The 22,811-nt window shown below is 41.7% G+C and carries 17 protein-coding genes and 3 tRNA genes; 9 read left to right on the forward strand and 11 right to left on the reverse strand.

The features are described from left to right. Positions 1–6 precede the first annotated feature (6 nt). The 4 genes from B3E00_RS04190 to B3E00_RS04205 all read right to left on the reverse strand — a co-directional run bounded on the left by B3E00_RS04190 (position 7) and on the right by B3E00_RS04205 (position 5,417). Positions 7–2,049 carry a M13 family metallopeptidase gene (locus B3E00_RS04190; RefSeq protein WP_293937100.1) on the reverse strand — a complete coding sequence of 681 codons (2,043 nt, stop codon included), beginning with the start codon at positions 2,047–2,049 and terminating at the stop codon, positions 7–9. Between the two features lie 29 nt (positions 2,050–2,078). Next, complete coding sequence (locus tag B3E00_RS04195) at positions 2,079–3,587, reverse strand: carbon-nitrogen hydrolase family protein (protein ID WP_293884495.1); 1,509 nt, start codon at positions 3,585–3,587, stop codon at positions 2,079–2,081. 334 nt (positions 3,588–3,921) lie between these two features. After that, positions 3,922–4,263 carry a DUF3467 domain-containing protein gene (locus B3E00_RS04200; RefSeq protein ID WP_293888008.1) on the reverse strand — a complete coding sequence of 114 codons (342 nt, stop codon included), beginning with the start codon at positions 4,261–4,263 and terminating at the stop codon, positions 3,922–3,924. Positions 4,264–4,298: 35 nt separating this feature from the next. Beyond that, on the reverse strand, positions 4,299–5,417 hold the full coding sequence (locus tag B3E00_RS04205; protein ID WP_293884493.1) for a M42 family metallopeptidase: 1,119 nt from the start codon (positions 5,415–5,417) through the stop codon (positions 4,299–4,301). A 215-nt stretch (positions 5,418–5,632) separates the two neighbouring features. On the opposite strand from B3E00_RS04205, the gene lgt reads away from it, so the two are divergent. From lgt to B3E00_RS04220, 3 genes are all read left to right on the forward strand, one after another. Next, complete coding sequence (lgt, locus tag B3E00_RS04210) at positions 5,633–6,448, forward strand: prolipoprotein diacylglyceryl transferase (protein ID WP_293884492.1); 816 nt, start codon at positions 5,633–5,635, stop codon at positions 6,446–6,448. Positions 6,449–6,520: 72 nt separating this feature from the next. Then, positions 6,521–7,063 carry a L,D-transpeptidase family protein gene (locus B3E00_RS04215; RefSeq protein WP_293888004.1) on the forward strand — a complete coding sequence of 181 codons (543 nt, stop codon included), beginning with the start codon at positions 6,521–6,523 and terminating at the stop codon, positions 7,061–7,063. A gap of 108 nt (positions 7,064–7,171) precedes the next feature. After that, positions 7,172–7,738 carry a helix-turn-helix domain-containing protein gene (locus B3E00_RS04220; protein WP_293888002.1) on the forward strand — a complete coding sequence of 189 codons (567 nt, stop codon included), beginning with the start codon at positions 7,172–7,174 and terminating at the stop codon, positions 7,736–7,738. A 129-nt stretch (positions 7,739–7,867) separates the two neighbouring features. On the opposite strand, the gene B3E00_RS04225 is transcribed toward B3E00_RS04220, so the two are convergent. From B3E00_RS04225 to B3E00_RS04255, 7 genes are all read right to left on the reverse strand, one after another. Beyond that, positions 7,868–10,048 (reverse strand): DUF4954 family protein, encoded by a 2,181-nt coding sequence (locus B3E00_RS04225; protein WP_293884489.1) that lies wholly within the window; start codon positions 10,046–10,048, stop codon positions 7,868–7,870. Between the two features lie 8 nt (positions 10,049–10,056). Next, complete coding sequence (gene glmS / locus B3E00_RS04230; protein WP_293937102.1) at positions 10,057–11,898, reverse strand: glutamine--fructose-6-phosphate transaminase (isomerizing); 1,842 nt, start codon at positions 11,896–11,898, stop codon at positions 10,057–10,059. A gap of 150 nt (positions 11,899–12,048) precedes the next feature. After that, the gene (locus tag B3E00_RS04235; RefSeq protein ID WP_293884487.1) at positions 12,049–15,231 is read right to left on the reverse strand and encodes an efflux RND transporter permease subunit; all 3,183 of its coding nucleotides are present in this window, start codon (positions 15,229–15,231) and stop codon (positions 12,049–12,051) included. Positions 15,232–15,297: 66 nt separating this feature from the next. Next, positions 15,298–16,353, reverse strand: a complete 1,056-nt coding sequence (locus B3E00_RS04240) for an efflux RND transporter periplasmic adaptor subunit (protein ID WP_209581101.1) — start codon at positions 16,351–16,353, stop codon at positions 15,298–15,300. Between the two features lie 14 nt (positions 16,354–16,367). Continuing rightward, a complete protein-coding gene (locus B3E00_RS04245; protein ID WP_293884486.1) occupies positions 16,368–17,711 on the reverse strand; it encodes a TolC family protein in 1,344 nt (447 codons plus the stop codon). A gap of 28 nt (positions 17,712–17,739) precedes the next feature. Continuing rightward, on the reverse strand, positions 17,740–18,339 hold the full coding sequence (locus tag B3E00_RS04250; RefSeq protein WP_293887999.1) for a TetR/AcrR family transcriptional regulator: 600 nt from the start codon (positions 18,337–18,339) through the stop codon (positions 17,740–17,742). A 170-nt stretch (positions 18,340–18,509) separates the two neighbouring features. Further along, on the reverse strand, positions 18,510–19,181 hold the full coding sequence (locus B3E00_RS04255; protein ID WP_209581110.1) for an NUDIX hydrolase: 672 nt from the start codon (positions 19,179–19,181) through the stop codon (positions 18,510–18,512). Between the two features lie 185 nt (positions 19,182–19,366). On the opposite strand from B3E00_RS04255, the gene pfkA reads away from it, so the two are divergent. The 6 genes from pfkA to B3E00_RS04285 all read left to right on the forward strand — a co-directional run bounded on the left by pfkA (position 19,367) and on the right by B3E00_RS04285 (position 22,682). Then, complete coding sequence (pfkA, locus tag B3E00_RS04260) at positions 19,367–20,344, forward strand: 6-phosphofructokinase (protein ID WP_409050308.1); 978 nt, start codon at positions 19,367–19,369, stop codon at positions 20,342–20,344. Positions 20,345–20,361: 17 nt separating this feature from the next. Beyond that, positions 20,362–21,213 carry a hypothetical protein gene (locus B3E00_RS04265; protein WP_209581123.1) on the forward strand — a complete coding sequence of 284 codons (852 nt, stop codon included), beginning with the start codon at positions 20,362–20,364 and terminating at the stop codon, positions 21,211–21,213. Positions 21,214–21,217: 4 nt separating this feature from the next. Continuing rightward, positions 21,218–22,216, forward strand: a complete 999-nt coding sequence (gene gap, locus B3E00_RS04270) for a type I glyceraldehyde-3-phosphate dehydrogenase (RefSeq protein ID WP_209581127.1) — start codon at positions 21,218–21,220, stop codon at positions 22,214–22,216. A gap of 177 nt (positions 22,217–22,393) precedes the next feature. Continuing rightward, positions 22,394–22,466, forward strand: a tRNA-Phe gene (locus tag B3E00_RS04275). 53 nt (positions 22,467–22,519) lie between these two features. Further along, positions 22,520–22,592, forward strand: a tRNA-Gly gene (locus B3E00_RS04280). Positions 22,593–22,597: 5 nt separating this feature from the next. Beyond that, positions 22,598–22,682: transfer RNA gene (locus B3E00_RS04285), tRNA-Leu, on the forward strand. The last annotated feature ends 129 nt before the right edge of the window (positions 22,683–22,811 follow it).

Below are 22,811 nucleotides of genomic sequence, written 5' to 3' on the forward strand. Positions count from 1 at the left end.
AAGTTATTACCAAACCAAAACTCTCTTCTCGGGTGCCACATACATTTTTGCCGTGGGCTGTATATTAAATGCCTTATAGAAAGCCTCCATATTATACACTGGGCCATTCACGCGAAATTGTTCGGGGCTATGCGGATCGACTTTTAAACGCAAACGCATTCTTTCATCGCTACTCTTTACGCGCCACACCTGCGCGAAACTCAGGAAGAAACGTTGATCCGGTGTAAAACCATCGATTTTCTCTTGCCCCTGCCCTTGCTTGGTCAATTTAAAGGCGTCATAGGCAATATTGAGTCCTCCGATATCAGCGAGATTTTCGCCCAACGTGAGCTCACCATTCACATGTTGATTGTCCAACAATGTGAAACTACTATATAACTTTGCTACCTGATTGGCCCTTTCTGTAAACTGCTTTGCATCGACCGCAGTCCACCAATCTGTCAAATTACCATCTTTATCATATTGACGTCCCTGATCATCAAAGCCGTGGGTCATCTCGTGACCGATAACGGCGCCAATAGCGCCATAATTTATGGCGTCGTCTGCGTTCACATCAAAAAATGGAAATTGCAATATCCCGGCTGGAAATACAATTTCGTTGTAAGGCGGATTATAGTATGCATTTACCGTAGGTGTTGTCATCAGCCATTCCGACTTGTCAACCGGTTTACCGATTTTTTCTACCATTTCTTTATAAGCATGCTTGGCTGCAGACTGTAAATTGGCATAGTAGGCATCTTTGGACACTTCCACGTCCTTATAATCTTTCCACTTTTCAGGATAACCGATTTTCTTGGTGAAAGCCTCCAATTTTTCGATTGCTTTCTTCTTGGTCTCCGGTGTCATCCAGTCTAATTTCTCGATGCGGCTTTTATACACCTTTTGTAGGTTGTCGACCAGTTCAAGCATTCGTTTCTTTGCTTCAGGTTTGAAATATTCATCCACATATAACTTTCCGACAATCTCCCCCAAGTTTTGATCTGCGGAGCTCACCATTAATTTCCAGCGTTCTTTCTCCTGCTGCTGACCATTCAATATTTTTCCAAACAACTCAAATTTAGCTTCCCGAAATTCCTTGCTCAAAGCGTTAGCCGATGCATTTGCTAAATCTGCTTTGAGCTTTGTCTTCCAGGTCGCTAGCGATTGTGATTTCAACAGATTATTTAAAGCAAGATAGAACTTAGGTTGCTGCACGAGCATGGTATCGGTTTTGATATCCAAACGACTTAGGATATCCTTCCAATTAAGATTTGGCGTCTGTTTTTGGAAATCCTGCACCGCAAATTTATGATAATTTTTAACGGGATCACGCAATTCTACCGGAGTCGCATGAGATTTGGCTATAGCGGTTTCCAGTTGAAGTACTTCCTCTGCCAATCTTTGTGCGCTGGCTCCCTCTCCGATCAATCCAAACAATTTAACCAGATAGGCCACATAAGCCTTTCTGATTTTCTTTGCTTTATCATCCTGATCGAGGTAATAACTTGCTTCAGGTAGATTAAGTCCGCCCTGAAAAAATTGCAATGCATTTTTCGTACTGATCCGATCATCCGCAGCGACATAAAATGTAAAGAGGTCTCCATCACCCTCCTTAAATCCATCTGCAGCATAAGCGATCAGTTCCTCGATGCTTTTCAACGCATTGATTTTCTGGATTGCTCCTTCGATCGGCTTTGCTCCCAATTTGTCGATGGTCACGGTATCCATGCCACTGGCATAGAAATCGCCTGCCTTTTGCTGATCGGATCCCTTCTTGTCAGCTGATTTTGCAGCGTTTTCCAAAACAGATCTGAGCTTCTCCAAATTTTCATTCTCAAGAATGTAAAATGACCCCCATCCTGTTTCTGATGCCGGGATCTGGGTATTTTTCATCCAGGCTCCATTCGCATACTCAAAAAAATTATCCCCTGGATGCACCGTGGTATCCATTCCCGAAACGTCAAAAAAACTGGTCCGGACCTCTTGAGCCGTATCGCTTTTCTTATTTGACTGACATGACATCATCATGAAAACGATCGACAGCGTTCCCCACTTGACTTTTTGTATCATATTTTATTAAATTAAAAGCATATATAAAATTACTTTAAAAGTTTTACTTCATATAGATCCTTACGCCGATCCTTCTTGATTTTAACGGTACCATATTCATGTAGATCCCGAAGCGCATACAGATCAACGTCGGCGATCAGTACCATTTCGGCATTTGGGGTTGCCTCCGCTTTAATAGCATTATTTGGAAAGGCAAAGTCTGAAGGCGTAAAGACAGCAGACTGCGAATATTGAATATCCATATTGTTCACACGCGGCAAATTGCCCACAGAACCAGCGATAGCTACGTAACATTCATTTTCTATCGCTCTGGCCTGCGCACAGGTACGCACACGAATATAACCATTTTGTGTATCGGTCATAAAGGGAACAAAGAGAATCTGCATGCCCTGGTCTGCCAAGATTCGGCTCAACTCAGGGAATTCGACATCGTAGCAGATTAATAGCCCTACCTTACCACAGTCGGTATCAAAAACCTTCACTTCACTCCCCCCGACCATACCATAGTATTTAAATTCGTTCGGTGTAATATGAATTTTCTTAAACTGATCCAGTTTACCATTGCGATGGCAGAGGTAAGAAACATTGTAGAGCTTTTTATTTTCTACCAAAGGCATAGAGCCTGCAATAATGTTAACGTTATAGGATACGGCAAATTGCTGTATGCGATCAATAATCTCCGCAGTGTGCTGCGCAAGCCTTTCCATTGCCAAACGTTCCGGAAGATCGTTGTACGGGCTCATGAGCGGCGTATTAAAAAACTCGGGAAACATAATAAAATCGGTTCCATAATCACTTACTGTATCCACAAAGAATTCAATCTGATCGTAAAATGCATCAAGATTATCAAATAAACGCATCTGCCATTGCACCAACCCCAGACGGATGGTTTGCTTTGTCGTCGAAATCGATCGCGTCTCGGCCTCATAATAAATATTGTTCCACTCGAGGAGCGTAGCAAACTCCATCGATTCAGCATCTTCAGGTAGATAATGTTTGAGGATTTTCTTGACGTGAAAATCATTTGAAAGTTGAAACGTTAAAGTGGGGTCAAAAATTTCTTTGCGTTTGACCTTTTCAATATACACCCGCGGACTCATTTTTTCTGCATAATTATGGTAATTGGGTATCCGACCGCCAGCAATGATACCTTTGAGGTTCATCTGTTCGCACAGCTCCTTACGTGCATCATAAAGCCGGCGTCCAAGTCGAAGAGCCCGATGACTGGGATGCACAAACACTTCTATCCCATAGAGGGTATCCCCATCATCACTATGCTTGGTAAACTTGCCATTATCAATAATCTCATAATAGCTATCGTAGATATTATTCTTTTTTGAATTCAGAATAATGGACAGGGCACAAGCGACAACATGCCCATCAATCTCCACACATAATTGTCCTTCTGGAAATAAATCGATCAGGTCTTGAATATTTTCTTTCGACCAGGTTTCACCTACACCATCATATGCCTGTTCCATCGATTTTTTCAAATCAACATAATCCTTCTTTGTCAAGTTCCGCACTTGAATATCCATATAATTCTCCTTTTTGAAATTAGTTATCTAAATTTAGTAAAAGTAAAGGCCTGGTACAAGGGCTATCCATAGGTAATATACCGGGTATGTAGCATGCACTAAAAGGGCCAGCATCCATAGATAACAACTTTTGAGTACATAAGTTCGTTTATATGGAGAAAATCCGAAAAGATTAGGTACGATAGGATTTCAGAAAATGCGATAAAACGTTGCTATAGTACATTTTGAAGCCCGTTCTTAAAGGCGAAACAACACTAATTGTTAAATTAAGGACAAAAAAAAGCGTCAATGGGATCATTGACGCTTTTTATATCTCAGGGATAGTTTTTATCAACTATGCTTGACCTTGTGGAGTTCCGAAAGGAAATGCTACAGTAGGGTCACCACCTTGTTGAGGTTGTTCAGCAGCGCCTACATCCATTTTAATCGGACCGTTCAACGCCTCGAAACGATTCACGTTATCAACCAATGCACCTAACAAGCGTTTAGCATGCTCCGGAGTCAAAACGATTCTTGATTTCACTTTTGCTTTTGGCACTCCTGGCATCACACGGATAAAGTCAACCACAAATTCAGTATTAGAGTGAGTGATAATCGCAAGATTTGAGTAGATTCCTTCTGCTACTTCTTCTGTCAACTCGATGCTCAATTCGTTTTGATTTTGGTTATTTTCCATAATAATTCTAATGATAAGTTAATATATTCTAAATTCTACTTTGTAAATGTTCTAAAGTCTTGACCATTCTCTATATTCAATAATGTTTCATAGATCAGTCTGATCACGTTGTCGACATCCTCTTTATGAACCATCTCTACTGTCGTGTGCATATATCGCAGTGGCAAAGAAATCAGCGCCGACGGTACACCACCATTACTATAGGCGAATGCATCCGTGTCAGTTCCAGTAAAACGGGAAGAAGCCTGACGCTGGAATGGAATATTATTCTTTTCAGCAACCTTCACCAACAGCTTATTCAAATTGATCTGCACTGCTGGTGCATACGACAATACCGGGCCTTTTCCTGAGAACAGGTCCCCCTGCGTGATCTTATTAATCATCGGAGTCTGCGTATCATGCGTTACATCGGTAACGATAGCGACATTCGGTTTGATCCGGTCTGCAATCATTTCTGCTCCACGTAAACCAATTTCTTCCTGCACCGAATTTACGATATATAATCCAAATGGCAATTTCTTTTTATTCTCTTTTAGCAAGCGTGCCACCTCAGCGATCATAAAGCCACCTGCCCTATTGTCCATCGCACGTCCGACATAATAACGATCATTCAGGATAGAGAATGTATCTTCGTAAGTGATCACACAACCGACATGGATACCCAAAGCTTCGACCTCCTCTTTGGTGCTGCAACCGCAATCCAAAAAGATATTTTTTAATGTAGGGTTCTCTTCTTTCTCGCCCGAACGTGTATGAATAGCCGGCCAGCCGAATACGGCTTTGACGATACCGTTTTCCGTATGAATATTCACGCGCTTAGAGGGTGCTATCTGGTGATCCGAACCACCGTTGCGTATCACATAGATCAGCCCGTCTTTTGTTATATAATTGACAAACCAAGAAATCTCATCAGCATGAGCCTCTATAACCACTTTGTACTCCGCCCTCGGGTTAATTACACCCACGGCAGTACCGTAGTTGTCTACAAACGTCTCGTCGACATAAGGCTTTAAATAATCCAGCCATAAACGCTGTCCATCCCACTCAAATCCTGTTGGAGAAGCGTTGTTGATATATTTTTCAAAAAATGAAAGCGAATCTTTAGTCACAATCGTATTGTGTTTCGGCTCTTTTTTCTTGTTTTTTTCTGCCATCTTTTCCTTTTCTATTTACTTTCGTCAAAATATGAAAATTTCAATGAATTGCAAAAGTAAAAATGTTTTTTGGAAAATAATAGCAGAAAGAAGGCCTGCTTACCTGAAATAACAAACGCCATGATCGTGTTGCTCTTGTTTAAGCAAATTATAACCAAAAAAATGAGATTAAAGCTTATCTTTACTCCAAAGTAATTTAAACAGCTATAAAATTTATGAATTCAATATTAAGTGCAATACATTGGAATATTGACCCTGAAATGTTCAACTTCGGCGCCTTTGCCCTGCGTTATTATGCATTGTGCTGGCTATTGGCATTTTTTGTCTCATACGTCATTATGTTGCGTATTTTCAAAAAAGAAGGCCGTACACAGGAGCAACTAGATCAACTATCAATTTATATTTTTCTGGGCACTTTAATCGGAGCACGATTGGGGCACTGCCTGTTTTACGATTTTGAGTATTATAAAGATCATATCCTGGAGATTTTCCTACCATTCAAGTGGGATAATACAGGATTTCATATCACAGGCTTTGCAGGCCTAGCTTCCCATGGTGGGGCCATGGGGATTCTTGTCGCGCTTTATTTATTTTGCAGAAAAACGAAAACCGATTTTCTGTGGCTGGCAGACCGACTCGTTGTCGTTGTCCCTATTGCCGGCGCACTTATCCGTATTGGGAATTTCTTTAATTCCGAAATTATTGGAACCCCCAGCGACCTTCCTTGGGCTATTGTCTTCGAACGTGTAGACAATATACCCCGTCATCCCGGACAGCTTTATGAAGCTATCGCTTATATTTTGATCTTTATCATCATCGGTTCCCTATTCAAGTCAAATCCCAACCGTCAGAGAGGTCAGCTATTCGGCATTTTTATGGTCTTATTGTTCGGCGCGCGTATGGTGCTGGAACATTTTAAAATCGACCAGGAAGCGTTCGAGCAAAGCATGGCTCTAAACATGGGTCAGTTATTAAGTATACCTTTTATATTAGTCGGATTATACTTTATCTTCCGGAAAACGAAAGCATAAAAATAAACCGAGTGCCAGCGCAGTGTCTGGCACTTCGTTTACCCATTTATACACTTTTAAAACTTCTCAAAGATGAAGCGACAAAAAAAACGTAAAATAGTATTAAAAACGGTTATCGCTCTCTTTATCCTTATTGCCCTGGGGCTGTGGGGCTACAACAGCTATCCGGAACCTGCACTAAGTAACAACGCTAAAGTCGACAAGCTTGTCGTCTACAAATCGAAAAGGTCGCTATTAGCGTATAGTGACGGAAGGCTGTTAAAAACTTACCGGATTTCACTGGGTAGGCAACCTATCGGTGCCAAACAGTTTGAAGGCGATTTAAAAACACCTGAGGGTCTATATACGATCAACGATAAAAATCAGTATAGCGACTACCACAAAAACCTTGGGGTCTCCTATCCCAATCAAGCAGATATCGCCCAGGCCAAAGCCTTAGGAAAGGCAGCTGGCGGCGACATTAAGATCCACGGGCTTAGAAATGGTATGGGCTTTATCGGCAAGTTGCAGCGGCACATGGACTGGACTTTAGGTTGTATGGCGCTAACTAACTCGGAGATTGATGAACTTTTTAAAGCAGTTCCAATTGGCACTCCCATTGAAATCAAACCGTAACGCTTTAAAAAATAATACAAGATAATCTCCAAATCTTACAACCCCATGTCCAATAAATTATCGATTTTTGGGTTTACATTGGTAACTTGTATTTAAAATAATTTACATATGAAACTTGCGATAAAGAATATGGTGTGCAATCGGTGCATTATGGTCGTTGAAAATGAATTGGCCAAGCTCAATCTCCATATCAAACATATTTCCTTGGGTCAGGTTGAAATCGATGAAGAACTAACCAAAGCGGAGACCAAGCAACTTGCTGCCACCTTTTCCAGCCTTGGCTTTGAACTCATTGACGATAAAAGAACGGTCATCATTGAGCAGGTCAAACATCTTGTTTTGGACCTTATCCGCAACCAGCATAATGATACTAACCTCAATCTTTCCGAAATTATCAGCAAGGAAGTACATCACGACTACAACTACATCTCCAATCTTTTTTCAGAAGTGGAAGGCATGACCATCGAAAAGTATTTCATTGGCCAAAAAATTGAATATGTCAAAGAGTTATTGGTTTATGACGAACTCACCCTGAGTGAAATTGCTTATAAACTCAATTACTCCAGTGTTGCTTATTTAAGTAATCAATTTAAAAAGGTTACTGGACTTACACCGAGTCACTTTAAACAGATCAAAGAGAATAAACGCAAACCTCTTGATAAGATTAATGATTAAAGAACTGCAATTCACGCTCGAGAGCAGCGCGGATTTTTGGGCAGTGTGGAGCTTCTTCAGGCAGTGTGGAGCTTCTTCAGGCAGTGTAGAGTTCAAAAAAGAAAAGGCCTCCGAGCGGAAGCCTTTCTTTTAAAATTGCCCTTTCAAATTAGCAACCCTTATCTTAAATGTCTCTAATTCTTTTTGTTGTTGATTGATAAAGGAGTTCTCCTCCAGCTTTCCTACCACAATATCTCGTTCTTCATCATTGGCATACACCATGTTTTTGAATGGATTTTTGTAGTCTTTAGCGCGCGATTTGTAAATCTGTTCACCAATCCAGATTCGGTGTCCGAGTGCCTGATCCAACAAAGATACAATTTTATCTGCTGATAAAGCCATCCCTTCTAAATTTAGAATCTCCATTAAAGACAAGAGCGCATGTTCACGTTTATCCAAGGCATAAGCTTTACTCTTATCATGATAGAACTCGTGGACTTCATCCCAAGAATCTATTTTTTTAGATTTAATATCATTCAGAAAAGTTTGCAACGCGTTGCTTTCGATCAGCTGTCCACCTATATTTTGCCAGCTTGTACGCGTCTTATCCGCTAAGGATTCAATGATATCCTGCAGCGAAAGACCGTCCTCGAGTGCGTCCATCAAATGCAACACACCGTAGTATTTGATAAACGAGCGATACAAATGGTACGCCTCACCTACTTTCTGAATTACGGTAGGTCTTCGGGAATTCTCTGCTCCTTGGAGCACAATGGTCTGGTTCTTGAGATCCATATTGTTGGCGAGCAGTGCCCGGCCGGCAATAATACGCTCCTGCACTTCCTTACCTGCTGCGGTATGAAGACTATCTGCAACGGCTAAAGCCAACAGATCCATTCCTTCAAACATTTCATTCACCGTATCCGGTGCCAACATATCGTATTCAAAATATTGGTTTTTGAAATGTCGGTTATCCCTGGCTTCATATTTATTGGCATTACGCACCAGCGCGTACATATTGTACATAAACCAATAGCCCGGAATCAATACCAGCTGATCATGCTGCACATCATTGCTTACCAACGTAAAAGGCAATCTAATGTCCAATTCGTGCAGAAAATCTCCTTTGACAATAAGACAATACGATGCAAATCTGGAGTTGTGTTTTAAACTGACACAGAGTCCCGGCCAAAAACCACGTCCCGCGATAATTTCACCGTCCGCTGCTCTAGAGTTGTGATTGGATCCTACCGTAGCTCCCGCAGCCATATTACTTTGGCCCATCACGAGCGCCGCACATAGAAAAGAATTGTTATGGTGCTGCTCATGTGCCGGGAAGATCAAAGAATTTAATACTTCGCAACAGGAAATAGTGGAGTTGTCGCCCAGATACGAGTTGATCAGACGAGCACCGTACTTCAACTGCGAATAAGAAGCCAAGATGAAACGTACGGCTTTAACACCGTAAAATATGCGGCAGCCGTAGCCTATGATACCATTGACAAGCTCACAGCCTTCGCCAATCTGGGTATAAGATTCCTGCGAGGAATTGACCGTCACATTTTTCAGTTTGCTGACGCCTTTGATATATACATCAGTTCCGATCTTTACATTTTTGATCGTGAAGGTATTTTTGATGACACAACGGTCGCCGATCTGACTGTAAAAGCCACGTTGACTGCCAAATTTCTGATCAGTCAATTCCCCAAATCGGCGTTGCAGCACATGATCCTGTCGATTACGGGTCCAGAGGTATACGTCTGCAGACTGCATGCCATCAAAAGGATAGACCGAGCGTGCACCATTTTCATTGCAGAGCTCCAGCTGTATCCGTTTTTCGGGCGCTTCGCCATCGCGAAGAATACCATTGCCAAATTTCGCTGTACTGCCTGTTTCCATTTCCTTAATCTGGCTTAACAGCACCTCATTACCAACGATAAAGTAAGACAGAAAACCCACGTGATGGACAGCAACATCGTCGCCAAAATCCGAACTTACAATCGTGGAATGATACAGGCCTATAGGCAATTTCAAATTGCGATAGTCCAGGTAACTTGGGCTCAGATTTCCGATACGGACCAGACCATAGAATTTACAATGTTGGATCTGATTTGGATCAAAGACCGCCGATACTTTAACTTTGGACCAGTCGCTGGACCAGTTGCCGTTTTTGATTAACTGCTGAATCTCTTCATCCGTCAGATCCCGAAAGTCATTCCGCGGATTTTGTTGAAAACGCAGGGTATATTCGTCTTGTCCTGCTGGAATAAATTCAGCTGGGATAAATCCATATCCCAGCTGCTCCAAAGGTTTTTTCTTCAATATACTCATCAGCCTCCTTACTCTACAGTTACGGACTTAGCCAAGTTACGTGGTTTATCCACATCCAATCCTAGCTCTACGCCAATATAATACGATAGGAGTTGCAGTGGCACAACAGAAATCAATGGTGCAATGATTTCATCGGCTTCTGGTATTTCCATAAAATCATCCGATAAGCTTTCAGAAACAGTATCGCCTTGGGTGACAACCGAGATGATTTTGCCTTTACGCGCTTTGATCTCTTGGATATTCGATACAATCTTTTCGTGATAAGCATCTTTAGTGGCGATAAATACAACAGGTAAGTTTTCATCTACCAATGCGATAGGACCATGTTTCATTTCCGCTGCCGGGTAACCTTCGGCATGGATGTATGAAATTTCCTTCAACTTCAGGGCACCTTCGAGGGCAACCGGAAAGTTATATCCCCTGCCTAAGAATAGGAAGTCGCGGGCATCTTTATACTTTTTGGCAATCTGTTTGATTTTCTCCACCTGCGTATCTAAGATCCATTCCACTTTCTTCGGAACTTCATTCAATTCCCGAGCAAGTGCCTGGTAACGTTCGTCGCTGATTGAACCCTTTAATGAAGCGATTTTTAAAGCAATTAGGTTCAGTACTGTCAGTTGTGCTGTAAACGCTTTGGTACTTGCTACGCCGATTTCAGGACCTGCATGTGTATAGGCACCAGCATCCGAAAGACGGGCAATAGAAGATCCCACCACATTGACAACGCCTAAAATAATAGCACCTTGTTTTTTAGCATTTTCCAAAGCGACTAACGTATCAGCAGTCTCACCACTTTGAGAGATGGCCAAAATTACATCTCCAGGATGGATAACGGGATTACGATAGCGGAATTCCGAGGCATATTCGACCTCCACATTAATTCGGCACAGTTCCTCAATAATATACTCTGCGATAAGTCCGGCGTGCCAGCTTGTTCCACAAGCGACAATCACAATGCGGTTGGTATTACTGATTTCGTTTGCAAACTTCTCGATACCGCTCAGCGTAATCTGATGCGACTGCAGGTCTAGCCGACCACGCATGGAGTCGAAAATAGTATCGGGTTGTTCGAATATTTCCTTTAGCATAAAGTGGTCGTAACCGCCTTTTTCGATTGCTGACAACTCAAGATCTAATTTTTGAACGTAAGGTGTGATGCGTTCATTACCTAGATTTTTCAAGATCAGTTCGTCCGGCGTAATGATCGCCAATTCGTAATCGTTGATGTATACCACCTCTTTGGTGTAGGCTAGCATCGGCGAAGCATCTGAACCCAAAAAATGCTCATTTTTACCGATACCAATAACTAAAGGACTTCCTTTACGCGCTGCAATAATACGATCCGGATGACCTGCCTCCAATACGAGGATCACATAAGCTCCTACTACCCGTTTCAAGGCAATACGAATAGCTTCTTCTAGCGAGCATTCGTTCTGAGATTGAATCTCTTCAATAAAATTGACGAGCACCTCTGTATCCGTATCGCTCTTAAACGTATACCCTTTGTTGATCAATTCCGACTTCAAAGAAGCGTAGTTTTCGATAATCCCGTTATGGATCATGGCTATGCGTCCACTATTAGAATAATGGGGGTGTGCATTTCTGTCCGAAGGCTCACCGTGTGTTGCCCAACGTGTATGGCCTATCGCTGTAGTTGATTGGAGATCCTGACCGAACACAAACTCTTCTAAGTTTGCGACTTTACCTGTCTTTTTATAAACATCGATCTGATCACCTTTATGCAATGCCACTCCAGCACTGTCATATCCACGGTATTCTAACTTTTTCAATCCGTCAATGACGATACCGTACGCCTGACGATAACCTGTGTATCCTACAATTCCACACATGCTTGTCTCAATTTTAAGTGTATATTTTGTTAATGCGACGCAATGTAATAAAAAATATTTATGCAATCGATTGATTAACCTAAAATTAATACAAAAAAGGCGGTTAACACATATTAACCGCCTTTTTTGGATATTACATTTACTTATTTTTTAATGTTCTGCCACGTCCACATGGTCGTAATCTTCCTTCATCAAGGCTTCATAGTCAGTCTTTTCTTTCTTTCCAAAACGACGTTGAAGGCTGTCAAAAATAGAGTATACCACGGGCACGACAACCAAAGTCAAAAACAGAGAGGACAACAGACCCCCGATGATAACAATAGCGAGCCCCCTGTTCATATCTGCTCCATCTCCAGTAGCGATCGCAATAGGGATCATACCGAAAACCATCGCAATTGTAGTCATCAGGATCGGGCGAAGTCGCGCGTGGTTGGCAGCGACCAAAGCGTCGTGTGTATTATCGCCGGCTTCCTTACGGTGGTTTGCAAAATCGACCAGCATGATCGCATTTTTAGCAACTAGACCAATCAACATGATAATACCCAAAATGGTAAAGATGTTCAAAGTCTGATTTCCTAATGCCAGGAACAACAATGCACCAATAAACGACAATGGAATCGAAAATAACACAACAAAAGGTGTGATAAAACTGTCGTACAATGCGACCATAACGAGGTATACTAAGATGATAGATGCTAACAAAGCGATTCCCAATGTACCGAAACCTTCACTTTGGTTTTCCATATTACCACCCCATACAAATACAATTCCGGGTTTACGCGGCAATTTCTCAAACTGCGCCTGCCACTCCTGAGCGACAGTACCCATCGGTCTACCGATGGCCTGCCCCTGAATAGATACGGCTGGCGATTTGTCGCGTCGTTCTAGCAAAGTAGGTCCCGAGCCATAAGTCACTTCAGCAAATTGATCCAATGAAATGGAAGCGCCTTGATTGTTGATAAATTTAAGGGCACGCACGTTGTCGATCGTTGCACGACCACTTTCGTTATAGCGTATATTGATGTCATACTCGTTATCCCCCGCTCTATATTTATTATCCGTATTACCGGAGAATGCTGTCTGCATGGTCATACCTACGGTAGATACGTTCAATCCCAACGAAGTCATTTTATCGCGGTCTATCTTCACATTGATCTCCGGATTACCGGCTTCGGAAGTCAACTTAACCCCTGCAGATCCAGGAATTTTCCGCAATAGATCTGCTGCTTTCTCAGCAAATTCCTGCGCATCTTCGACCGAGGCACCAATGATGGTCAATTTCAATGGCGCTTGTTCCGCTCCCATGATACCCACGTTTACAGTTTTGATCTTGGCACCGATCAGCTTATTTTCCAGTTCGCGTTTTAATGTTGCTGAATACACCTGCGAGTTGCCTTCAAAATTTTCCTTGTCGAGAATCACATGGATCTCCGATTTATAACGTGAGCCTGTTGTCGACGCCATTCCGTCTGAGGACTGACCTACTGTGGTAATGATTTCCTTGACGTCTGGCTTCGCCGTGATATATGCCTCGGCTTTCTGCGTTAACAAGTTCGTCTTTTCCAAAGAAGCATCTTTATCGAGTTCCAGCTGGATAAAAAATTCTTTTCGGTCTACACTCGGAAAGAAATCCGAACCGATATAACCTTTAACCACGAGTGCAAATGATGCAATAAGTAAACCGATTGCCAAACCTAAGGTGGCTAATTTGGTTTTGACATTCTTCAATGACCAGGTTAACAAACCGGCAACCCAATGTGTAAAGCTGTTCAATCCACTTTCAAAACCATGGATAACACGACCAAACAGCGACTTCTTGCTCAGATGCTCCAATTTACCGAAGCGTGAATACAACCAAGGTACGACCGTAAAGGATACCAATAAGGACAATAGCGTCGAGATGATGACAGTCACACAGAACTGTGCAAGGATATTGGCCACCAATCCCGTTGACATGGCGATTGGAAGGAACACGACGACAATGACCAAGGTGATTGCCGTTACCGTAAATCCAATTTCAGACGCCCCATCATACGCTGCGCGTACTTTATTTTTTCCCATCTCCATATGGCGGTGAATATTTTCGATCACCACGATCGCATCATCCACCAAGATACCTACCACCAATGACAGTCCCAGTAAGGACATGAGGTTTAAGGTATACCCCATCAGTAGCAAACCGATAAAAGTCGCAATCAAGGAGAGCGGGATCGCAACCATGGTAATGGCAGCATTACGCAAACTTTGCAGGAAGAACAGCATGATAAAACCCACCAAAGCAATGGCGATCATCAAATCGTGGATAACGTTATCAGCCGCATTTAAGGTAAAATCAGAAGAGTCATTAGCCACCAGAATTTTAATATTCTGCGCCGCATAATCCTTCTCTACCCCACTAATAACTTTTCCATCTTTATCATGTACAGCGATAACTTTCTTTACGGCCTCAGACACAGCCACGGCATTCGCATCAGACTGTTTAAATACCTGTAGCAATATCGTGTTTTGGCGGTCCAAACGTGCCACCTTTTCAATCTCTTTGATACCATCCTGCACATCGGCGATATCGCGCAGATAAATCTGCACGCCTGCAGGTGTAGTGATAGGCAGATTGCGCAACTCTTCGATAGAGGTTACTTTACCTGCAAGACGAATCGTTGTACGGTTGTCGCGGGTACTGACGTTACCTGTAGGAAAATCCAGGTTGGACGATGCAATAGTCTGTTGCACCTGAGAAATTGTCAGTCCATAACCTTCAATTTTTTTCGGATCTACGGAAATCTGTATTTCGCGTTCCTCCCCACCGATCATGTCAACCTTGGCTACCCCATTGATCCGTGCAAAAACCGGTTGAATTTTATTGTCCAATAAGTCGTAAAGCTCTTTCTCTGACAAGTTGGATGTGACGGCCAGACTCATGATTGCCACATCATCAAACGAGAATTTGGAGAGCGAAGGCGTCTTCACATCGTCCGGCAAATCGTTGACGACAGCGTTGATTTTTCGTTGGGCGTCTGTAAGGAGGAAGTTGACATCTGCACCGTTATTCAGGGTAACCATCACAATCGAAACCCCTTCGAGCGAGGTCGACTCCACCTTTTTAATACTTTCCAACGAAGAAATTGCATCTTCTATTTTCTTGGTGACCGAACTTTCCACTTCCGCAGGCGATGCCCCCGGATAGATTGTTTGTACCGTGATTACGTTGATTTCAAACTTAGGGACCAGTTCGTAGCCCAATTGCGTATAAGAAAACAACCCACCCAATGTCAGTATTATAAATAATACGATAATGATACTGGGGCGTTTTATCGATATTTCGGTAATTTTCATTAGAATATTTTATTTTAAATAGCCGTGCAAAGACAGCGTTTCATCAGCTATTGATTACAGTATCCTCTATTTAATAATTTCTACAGGGCTTTGGTCAAATAAATTGATCTGACCCGATACAATTACCTGATCACCATCTTGCAAACCACCTAAAATCTCGATGTAATCACCAAAGTTTCTACCCGATTTGACCGTTGTTTCAATTGCTTTACCATTTTTGAGCACAAAAATCTTATTGTCACTCACACTACCTACAAAAGCATTGCGCGGCACGATTAAGGTATTGGTGGCAACACCCTCACCAAAGATTGCTGTACCGTACATACCTGCACGCAATTTGTTTGATGCATTATTGACCTCTATCTCTACTGGAAAATTTAAGCTACCGTCCGATTTGGGGGCAATAAACGTTATCTTTCCTGTAAAGCGCTGATCTGCATAAACACTTGCACTCACGTCAACAGACTGACCGATCTTTAACGTCGCAACGTTCTTTTCGTCGACGTTAACGCGCAATTTCAAGGTGGCTACATTGACAATATCAAAGGCTGGAGCGCCAATATTCAGGTAGGTACCCGGTTCAATCTTACGTGCATTGACGATTCCCGATACTGACGTTTTGATGGTCACATCGCCGGCATTCAATTTAGATGCTTTTAAATTATTCTTGGCATTTTCGAACTGCAATTTCACCTGATCCAACTGCTGTTTGGTTACACCTCCGGTCGAGTAAGCACTTTCAAAGCGTTGCAGATCAGCCTGCGCATTGGTAAATGCGGCTTGCGCATTGGCTACGTTTACATTCAGTTTATCGCCTTCAATGATCGCTAAAGTCTGTCCGGCGCTCACGCGGGAACCTTCATCCACCAATACTCTGACTACTCTGCCGGCAGTTTGAGCCGAAACGGTCACTTCCTGTTTTGGAGAGAAGGTGCCATTTGCGGTATAGCGTAAATCCATGGACGACACTTTCGCTGTATCGATACGTACGGCGATTGCTGCATTTTTCTTGGCAACCTCCGCTGTTTCGGCCTCATTTTTCTTTTTATTCTTATTTAACACAAAAAATATTCCTGCTAAACCAGCAGCAATAATAAGTAGGGTAATAATTCCGCGTTTCATATTGTATTAGTCAATTATTCGTTAATCAATGATTTAAGTTTTCCATTCGCTTTGATCAGCTGAACCTCAGCGATTTTATAATCCAGCAAAGAAGTATTTAAATTATTTTGCGCATCTGCATACGCATTTTCGGCATCCAGCAGATCAGTCAATGTCGCTAGGCCATTTTTATAATTGTTGTTGGTATCATCCAATACTGATTTTGCCAGATCCACATTTTTACGGTTCGACTCGATAGTCAATAACGAGTTTTTGATCTGAACCCGCGAATTCTCAGCAGCCATATTCAATGCTAGCTTCGTATCGGCAATATCGATCTGCAATTTATCAATATCAATCTGCGCCTGACGAACTTTCGATCGCGTGAGGAAACCATTGAAAATAGGAACGGTAAGGTTAAGTCCGATGCCAGAAAAGCCAGACCAATTTACGCCCTGTGCCTTAGAAAATATCGGGAATACAGGCCCCAGTCCTTGTCGTCCGTAGTTAGCGGTCAACGACAGCGTCGGATAATATTTGGAGATTTCTGCCTTTTTATTTAGTTCAAGCAATTCATTCTGTTTTGAAAGCACCTGGATTTCTGTCCTATTCGACACATCAAGCGGATCATATATCGCATCCAGTGCTACGGTTTCAAATGTTGAAGTCGGCATGGTAATCTGCTCGGACATGGACATGCCGATAACAAATTTCAATGCATTTTCTTTCAGTTCCACCGCATTAATAAGTTGTTGCCTAGAAGCTTTCAGGTTTGTCACGGCAACATTGGTACGATCCAGGTCAATTTTTTTCGCCAATCCGTTTTTAACCAACCCTTCAATAACATCCCGTGTTTTGGTGGTACTTTCCAGGTTATTGTCCACGGTTTTTAACTGCAGTTTGGACTGGTAAACATCATAATAACTATTAGCCACTTTCTCGATCAGTTGCTCATCCGTCAAGGTCTTATTGATCACATAAAATTCGCGAGTCGTTTTTGCAGCTTTCAGTCCCGTAAATACCGTCTGGTTAAACAGCTGTTGGTTTAAACTGATGGTATTGGTAGATTGCCATTTTTGTCCAAAAGCGGCCATCACAGTTGTTCCCGGCTGACCGACAATTTCCCCCGGTAAAGCAACTTTTTGGATCATTGGATTGTAGGTAATTCCACCGTTAAAATTCACCTGCGGCAATGCTCCCGATTTAACTTCCGCAATTTTGTGCTCAGCATTTGCAATATCAAGACCTGCCTTTTTTGCATCAGCCTTATTTTGCAACGCAAATTTAATGGCGTCACTTAAGGTTAACTGTTGTTGTGCATGACTTTGGAAAACCATCGTACCTAATAAAAGGCTGGCTAGTATTCTGATTGTTTTCATTCCTAATTTGTTTATCCTAATTTTATATCTACTTTTTACCTATACCATTAAAAAAAAGCTTGGTAGCCAACTTTTGCTTTTGTAATACTTCATCAAAACGGTCCTGGTTTGGTATGCCCGAAATGATATCCGAAATATTGCACATCAGCGAGAGACTCTTCATCAATTCCACATAGATTTCAGCGGTCTTATAGAGTTCCTCACCGTCGATTTCCCCCTTTTCGGCACCTACCTGCAAAATCTCAAATAACGCTTTTACATCGCGGTCATGCAGGCACTGAAAAAAATCCTGCATAGAAAGCCCCTTTATCCATTCCAGATTTTCGTTCATGTGCAACATATAGTATTTCCGTACAAATGCATCACGCAGCTCCAAAATCTTGATGATCAGTTCGTACGTAGTACCTTCATGTGCATCGGCCACCTTTTCCTCCTCTTCCCTATATTCATCTGTTAAACGCACAATTACGTCGCGTATAAGTGCATTCTTTTCCGAATAATAGTAATACAAATTCGCTTTAGTAATTTTTATATCCTCCGCAATTTCATTCATCGTAGTCTTACTAAAACCGTAATGCATAAAGCGCCGTATCGCCGCCTCGATGATTTGATCTTTTCTATCTTCCATTCTTCAAAAAACTCCTTTCAACTTTCTGACTTTTATCAGAAATTGTTCAAAAATATAAAAAGTAACATGCCGTACAAAATAAATTTTGAAATTGTAATAATTTTGATATTGAGCTGACAACAAAAAAGGCAAACTTTATAAGTTTGCCTTTATTAGGATAAATCACACAATCAGAATGCGACCGTGTTCTGAAAATGTTTTAGAAACTTCCTTTTGTCCAATTTATAGAGTCTTGCTGCGCGATACGCCACACCGGTCTGTACCTCATCGAGTTCTTTTAGAAACCCATAGTTTTGCATTTTCTTTCTAAAATTGCGTTTATCGAGTTGTTTATTCAATATTCCCTCATAGACCAGCTGTAATTGGGTAAGGGTAAATTTTTCGGGAAGCAATTCAAAAGCGATAGGCTTATAAGCGAGGCGACGCTGCAATCTTTCCAGACAGAGATCCAAAATCTGCTTGTGGTCAAAGGCCAGTTCGGGTACATTACGAACAGGAAACCATTTGGCCTGTTTCATGTAATTTGTAACAGGCTTAGTTTTCAGTTTGGTACTGTCCAATTGAATGAGGGCGTAATAAGCCACGGTCAAAATTCTTCCCTTTGGATGCCTTTTTAAACCGGCAAAGGAATGGAGCTGATCCATAAAGACGTCTTTCAAACCTGTATTTTCATACAAAATCCGCTTTACGGCATCTTCCATCTCTTCATCGTTATCCACGAAAAAGCCTGGCAATGCCCACCAATCCTTAAAAGGATATTCATTTCTTTCGGCCAGAAGAACTTTTAATTCTCCTTCGTGAAAGCCTAATATGACACAGTCTACGGTAAAATTACTATACAAAACTTCTAAATCTATTTATGTGCAATATACTGAGCTAAATTTAGCGGTTACTAATCATCGGGTTATCTGTAACAATTATACGCTTCCTAAACGTGATGCGCAAAAAAATATTGAAAAATTTATTCAAAGTGTAGAATATACACTATAAAAATCTTATATTCGTATCACCTAAAATATTGCGTGTGATAAAAGAAATTAAAAAAATAGGCGTTTTAACATCCGGAGGTGATGCTCCTGGCATGAATGCCTGTATACGTGCTGTAGTTCGTACAGCATTACATAAGGGATTAGAAGTTACTGGTATTTACCAAGGTTATCAAGGCCTGATCGATGCCAATTTTATAGAAATGGATACACGTTCGGTCAGTAATATCATCCAACGTGGCGGTACAATATTGAAAACGGCGCGTTGCATGGAGTTCAAAACACCAGAAGGCCGTCAAAAAGGCTACGATAATCTAAAAGCTGCCGGTGTTGACGCTTTGGTGGTAATCGGCGGTGATGGATCCTTTACCGGTGCAAACTTTTTTTCCAAAGAATTCGACATTCCCGTAGTAGGAATACCGGGAACGATAGACAACGATTTGTATGGTTCAGATTATACCATTGGGTACGATACGGCCAATAATACCGTTATTGAAGCAATTGATAAAATCAGAGATACGGCAGCTTCGCATGAGCGTCTTTTCTTTGTGGAAGTAATGGGTAGAGACTCAGGCTGTATCGCTTTAAATGCCGGTATTGCAGGCGGAGCCGAAGCTATTTTACTTCCTGAAAAAGAAACGGCTATTGACGATTTGATCCGCCACCTGGAAGATGGGGCTATTAAGAAGAAATCATCCTCTATCGTTATTGTTGCTGAGGGCGACCAAAACGGTGGAGCATATTATGTAGCGAAAAAAGTAAAAGAAAAGTTTGATCATTACGACACGAAAGTTAGTATATTAGGGCATTTGCAACGAGGTGGTTCTCCAACGAGTTTCGACCGCGTGCTTGCTAGTCGATTGGGCTTTGCTGCTGTCAATGAATTATTGGCAGGAAATACACGAATAACTGTAGGTCTGCGTGGCAATGAAATCCAAACAACTCCAATTGAAGAAGCAATCAGCAATAAGGAAATCAAACTTAGCCCTGATTTATTGGAAATGGCTGAGATTTTATAATCATAAATTGAACAGACATGATAGCAGTAGTATATAGTGGATCGCGATTTTCGGACTGGAGATTGGCCGATAAAGGCCGTATAACCACTGGTTTTCGCATGAACGGGATCAATCCCTATCTTCAAGATGAGCGTTCCATACTACAGCACCTGCACAAGAACACCAATCTGATCAACAACGCCGAGAAAATAAAGCGGATTTATTTTTTTGGTGCGGGGTCATCGTCCAAGGAGCGCAAAGATAAAATAAAGAATGTCTTGGAACGTTTTTTTGTCAACGCTCGTGTGCGGGTAGACCATGATGTAATCGCTTCGGCGATTTCTACGTTTGGCGACGAAAGAGGCATCATTGGGATTATAGGAAGTGGATCGAATGCAGCTTATTATACAGGGAAAAAAATCATTGATAATAACTATGGTCTAGGCTACATCCTAGCCGATGAGGGAGCGACAAATTGGAATAGCCAGCAGCTGCTCAAACATTATATGACAGAATCTCTCCCTATTGATCTTCGGGACAAATTGGAAAGACAATTTAATATTGATAAGAAAATGATTTTGGAACGGGTTTATTTTGCACCTCAACCGACAAATTTTCTGAATTCCTTTACCGATTTTGTACTTGACAACAAAGATCATTTATTCATCAATCAGCTGGTTAAAAACGGGCTTCGTACGTTTATTAAAACTTACATCAAGCCGCTAATGAAAGAATATCCCGACAGTGACGTAAACTTTACCGGTTCGGTTGCGTTCAATTATGAGAACCTCCTCCGGGAAGTTGCCACAGAAGAATTTAATATCAGTATTGGAACTGTAGTCAAGGAACCAATACACAATTTAATTAAATATTATATCAATAAAAATTAAGAATATGAAAATTGGAATTAACGGATTTGGCCGTATTGGTCGTTTAGCATTCAGAGCAGCAATCAATCGTCCAGAAATTGAAATTGTTGGTATCAATGACTTAGTTGAACCAGACTATATGGCTTATATGTTGAAATATGATTCAACACATGGCAAATTTGACGGTTCTGTAGAAGTAAAAGACGGTAATTTGGTTGTTAACGGAAAAACTATTCGCGTTACAGCTGAGAAAGATCCAGCAAACTTGAAATGGGATGAAGTAGGTGCTGAAGTGATCATCGAATCTACAGGCTTCTTCTTGACACAAGAGTTGGCTCAAAAACATATCGATGCAGGTGCTAAGAAAGTGGTAATGTCTGCTCCAGCAAAAGACGATACCCCTACTTTCGTAATGGGTGTAAACCACAAAGAATTGAAAGCTGATCAAAATATCGTTTCGAACGCTTCATGTACAACAAACTGTTTAGCGCCTATCGCTAAAGTATTGAATGATAAATTTGGTATCGTTGAAGGTTTGATGACTACAGTTCACGCCGTAACTGCAACACAAAAAACAGTGGATGGTCCTTCAGTAAAAGACTGGAGAGGTGGCCGTGGTGCATACCAAAACATCATCCCTTCATCTACAGGTGCTGCTAAAGCAGTAGGTTTGGTTCTTCCTGAATTGAAAGGTAAATTGACAGGTATGTCATTGCGCGTTCCTACAGCAGACGTTTCAGTTGTTGACTTGACAGTACGTTTAAACAAAGGTGCTTCCTACGAAGACATCAAGGCAGCGATGAAAGAAGCTTCTGAAGGTGAATTGAAAGGTATCTTGGGTTATACTGAAGACGAAGTTGTTTCTTCAGATTTCTTAGGTGATGCACGTACATCAATCTTCGATGCGAAAGCTGGAATTTCATTGAATGACAACTTCGTTAAAGTGGTATCTTGGTACGATAACGAGTGGGGTTATTCAAACAAAATTGTTGATTTGGTCTTAGAAGTTGGCAAATTGTCGTAATCAACAGCATCAACAAACTATACAGGGGCTATTCCATACGGATAGCCCCTTATTTTTTTTTACTTAAAAATCAGCAGGTTGGCGTTTAAACGTAAAAAAAAGCGCTTTTCGCTTTCGTAATTCAAATAATCCGTCTATATTTGCATCATCAATAAGGCAAACAGCTCACGTTGAAAAGGTGCCATAGCTCAGTTGGTAGAGCAAAGGACTGAAAATCCTTGTGTCGCTGGTTCGAATCCAGCTGGCACCACCGAAAAGGAAGAACGCAAGGTTCTGACCGATTGAAAGAATAATAATTCCAATGCGAAAATAGCTCAGCTGGTAGAGCACAACCTTGCCAAGGTTGGGGTCGCGAGTTCGAATCTCGTTTTTCGCTCACCTGCCTAGGTGGTGGAACTGGTAGACACGCAGGACTTAAAATCCTGTTCCCGTTAAGGGAGTGCGGGTTCGATTCCCGCCCTAGGTACAAAAAAAGCTCATCATACGATGAGCTTTTTTTGTTTATACTCCATAGACTGTTTCTCCGCACCATCCAACACGTCAAGCCTACCCATTGTCCCTTCGATCCAGTAGCCTATTGAGACGATTCGCTGTA

The sequence above is a fragment of the Sphingobacterium sp. UBA5996 genome, assembly GCF_002429765.1.
Taxonomy (GTDB): Bacteria; Bacteroidota; Bacteroidia; order Sphingobacteriales; family Sphingobacteriaceae; genus Sphingobacterium.

Bases quoted from the DNA above. Each gene is read 5' to 3' on its own strand.
- glmS (WP_293937102.1), bottom strand. From the start codon at position 11,898: ATGTGTGGAATTGTAGGATACACAGGTTATCGTCAGGCGTACGGTATC.
- B3E00_RS04195 (WP_293884495.1), bottom strand. From the start codon at position 3,587: ATGGATATTCAAGTGCGGAACTTGACAAAGAAGGATTATGTTGATTTG.
- B3E00_RS04220 (WP_293888002.1), top strand. From the start codon at position 7,172: ATGAAACTTGCGATAAAGAATATGGTGTGCAATCGGTGCATTATGGTC.
- B3E00_RS04190 (WP_293937100.1), bottom strand. From the start codon at position 2,049: ATGATACAAAAAGTCAAGTGGGGAACGCTGTCGATCGTTTTCATGATG.
- B3E00_RS04265 (WP_209581123.1), top strand. From the start codon at position 20,362: ATGATAGCAGTAGTATATAGTGGATCGCGATTTTCGGACTGGAGATTG.
- B3E00_RS04240 (WP_209581101.1), bottom strand. From the start codon at position 16,353: ATGAAACGCGGAATTATTACCCTACTTATTATTGCTGCTGGTTTAGCA.
- B3E00_RS04225 (WP_293884489.1), bottom strand. From the start codon at position 10,048: ATGAGTATATTGAAGAAAAAACCTTTGGAGCAGCTGGGATATGGATTT.
- B3E00_RS04235 (WP_293884487.1), bottom strand. From the start codon at position 15,231: ATGAAAATTACCGAAATATCGATAAAACGCCCCAGTATCATTATCGTA.
- B3E00_RS04215 (WP_293888004.1), top strand. From the start codon at position 6,521: ATGAAGCGACAAAAAAAACGTAAAATAGTATTAAAAACGGTTATCGCT.
- B3E00_RS04250 (WP_293887999.1), bottom strand. From the start codon at position 18,339: ATGGAAGATAGAAAAGATCAAATCATCGAGGCGGCGATACGGCGCTTT.
- lgt (WP_293884492.1), top strand. From the start codon at position 5,633: ATGAATTCAATATTAAGTGCAATACATTGGAATATTGACCCTGAAATG.
- B3E00_RS04205 (WP_293884493.1), bottom strand. From the start codon at position 5,417: ATGGCAGAAAAAAACAAGAAAAAAGAGCCGAAACACAATACGATTGTG.
- B3E00_RS04245 (WP_293884486.1), bottom strand. From the start codon at position 17,711: ATGAAAACAATCAGAATACTAGCCAGCCTTTTATTAGGTACGATGGTT.
- gap (WP_209581127.1), top strand. From the start codon at position 21,218: ATGAAAATTGGAATTAACGGATTTGGCCGTATTGGTCGTTTAGCATTC.
- B3E00_RS04200 (WP_293888008.1), bottom strand. From the start codon at position 4,263: ATGGAAAATAACCAAAATCAAAACGAATTGAGCATCGAGTTGACAGAA.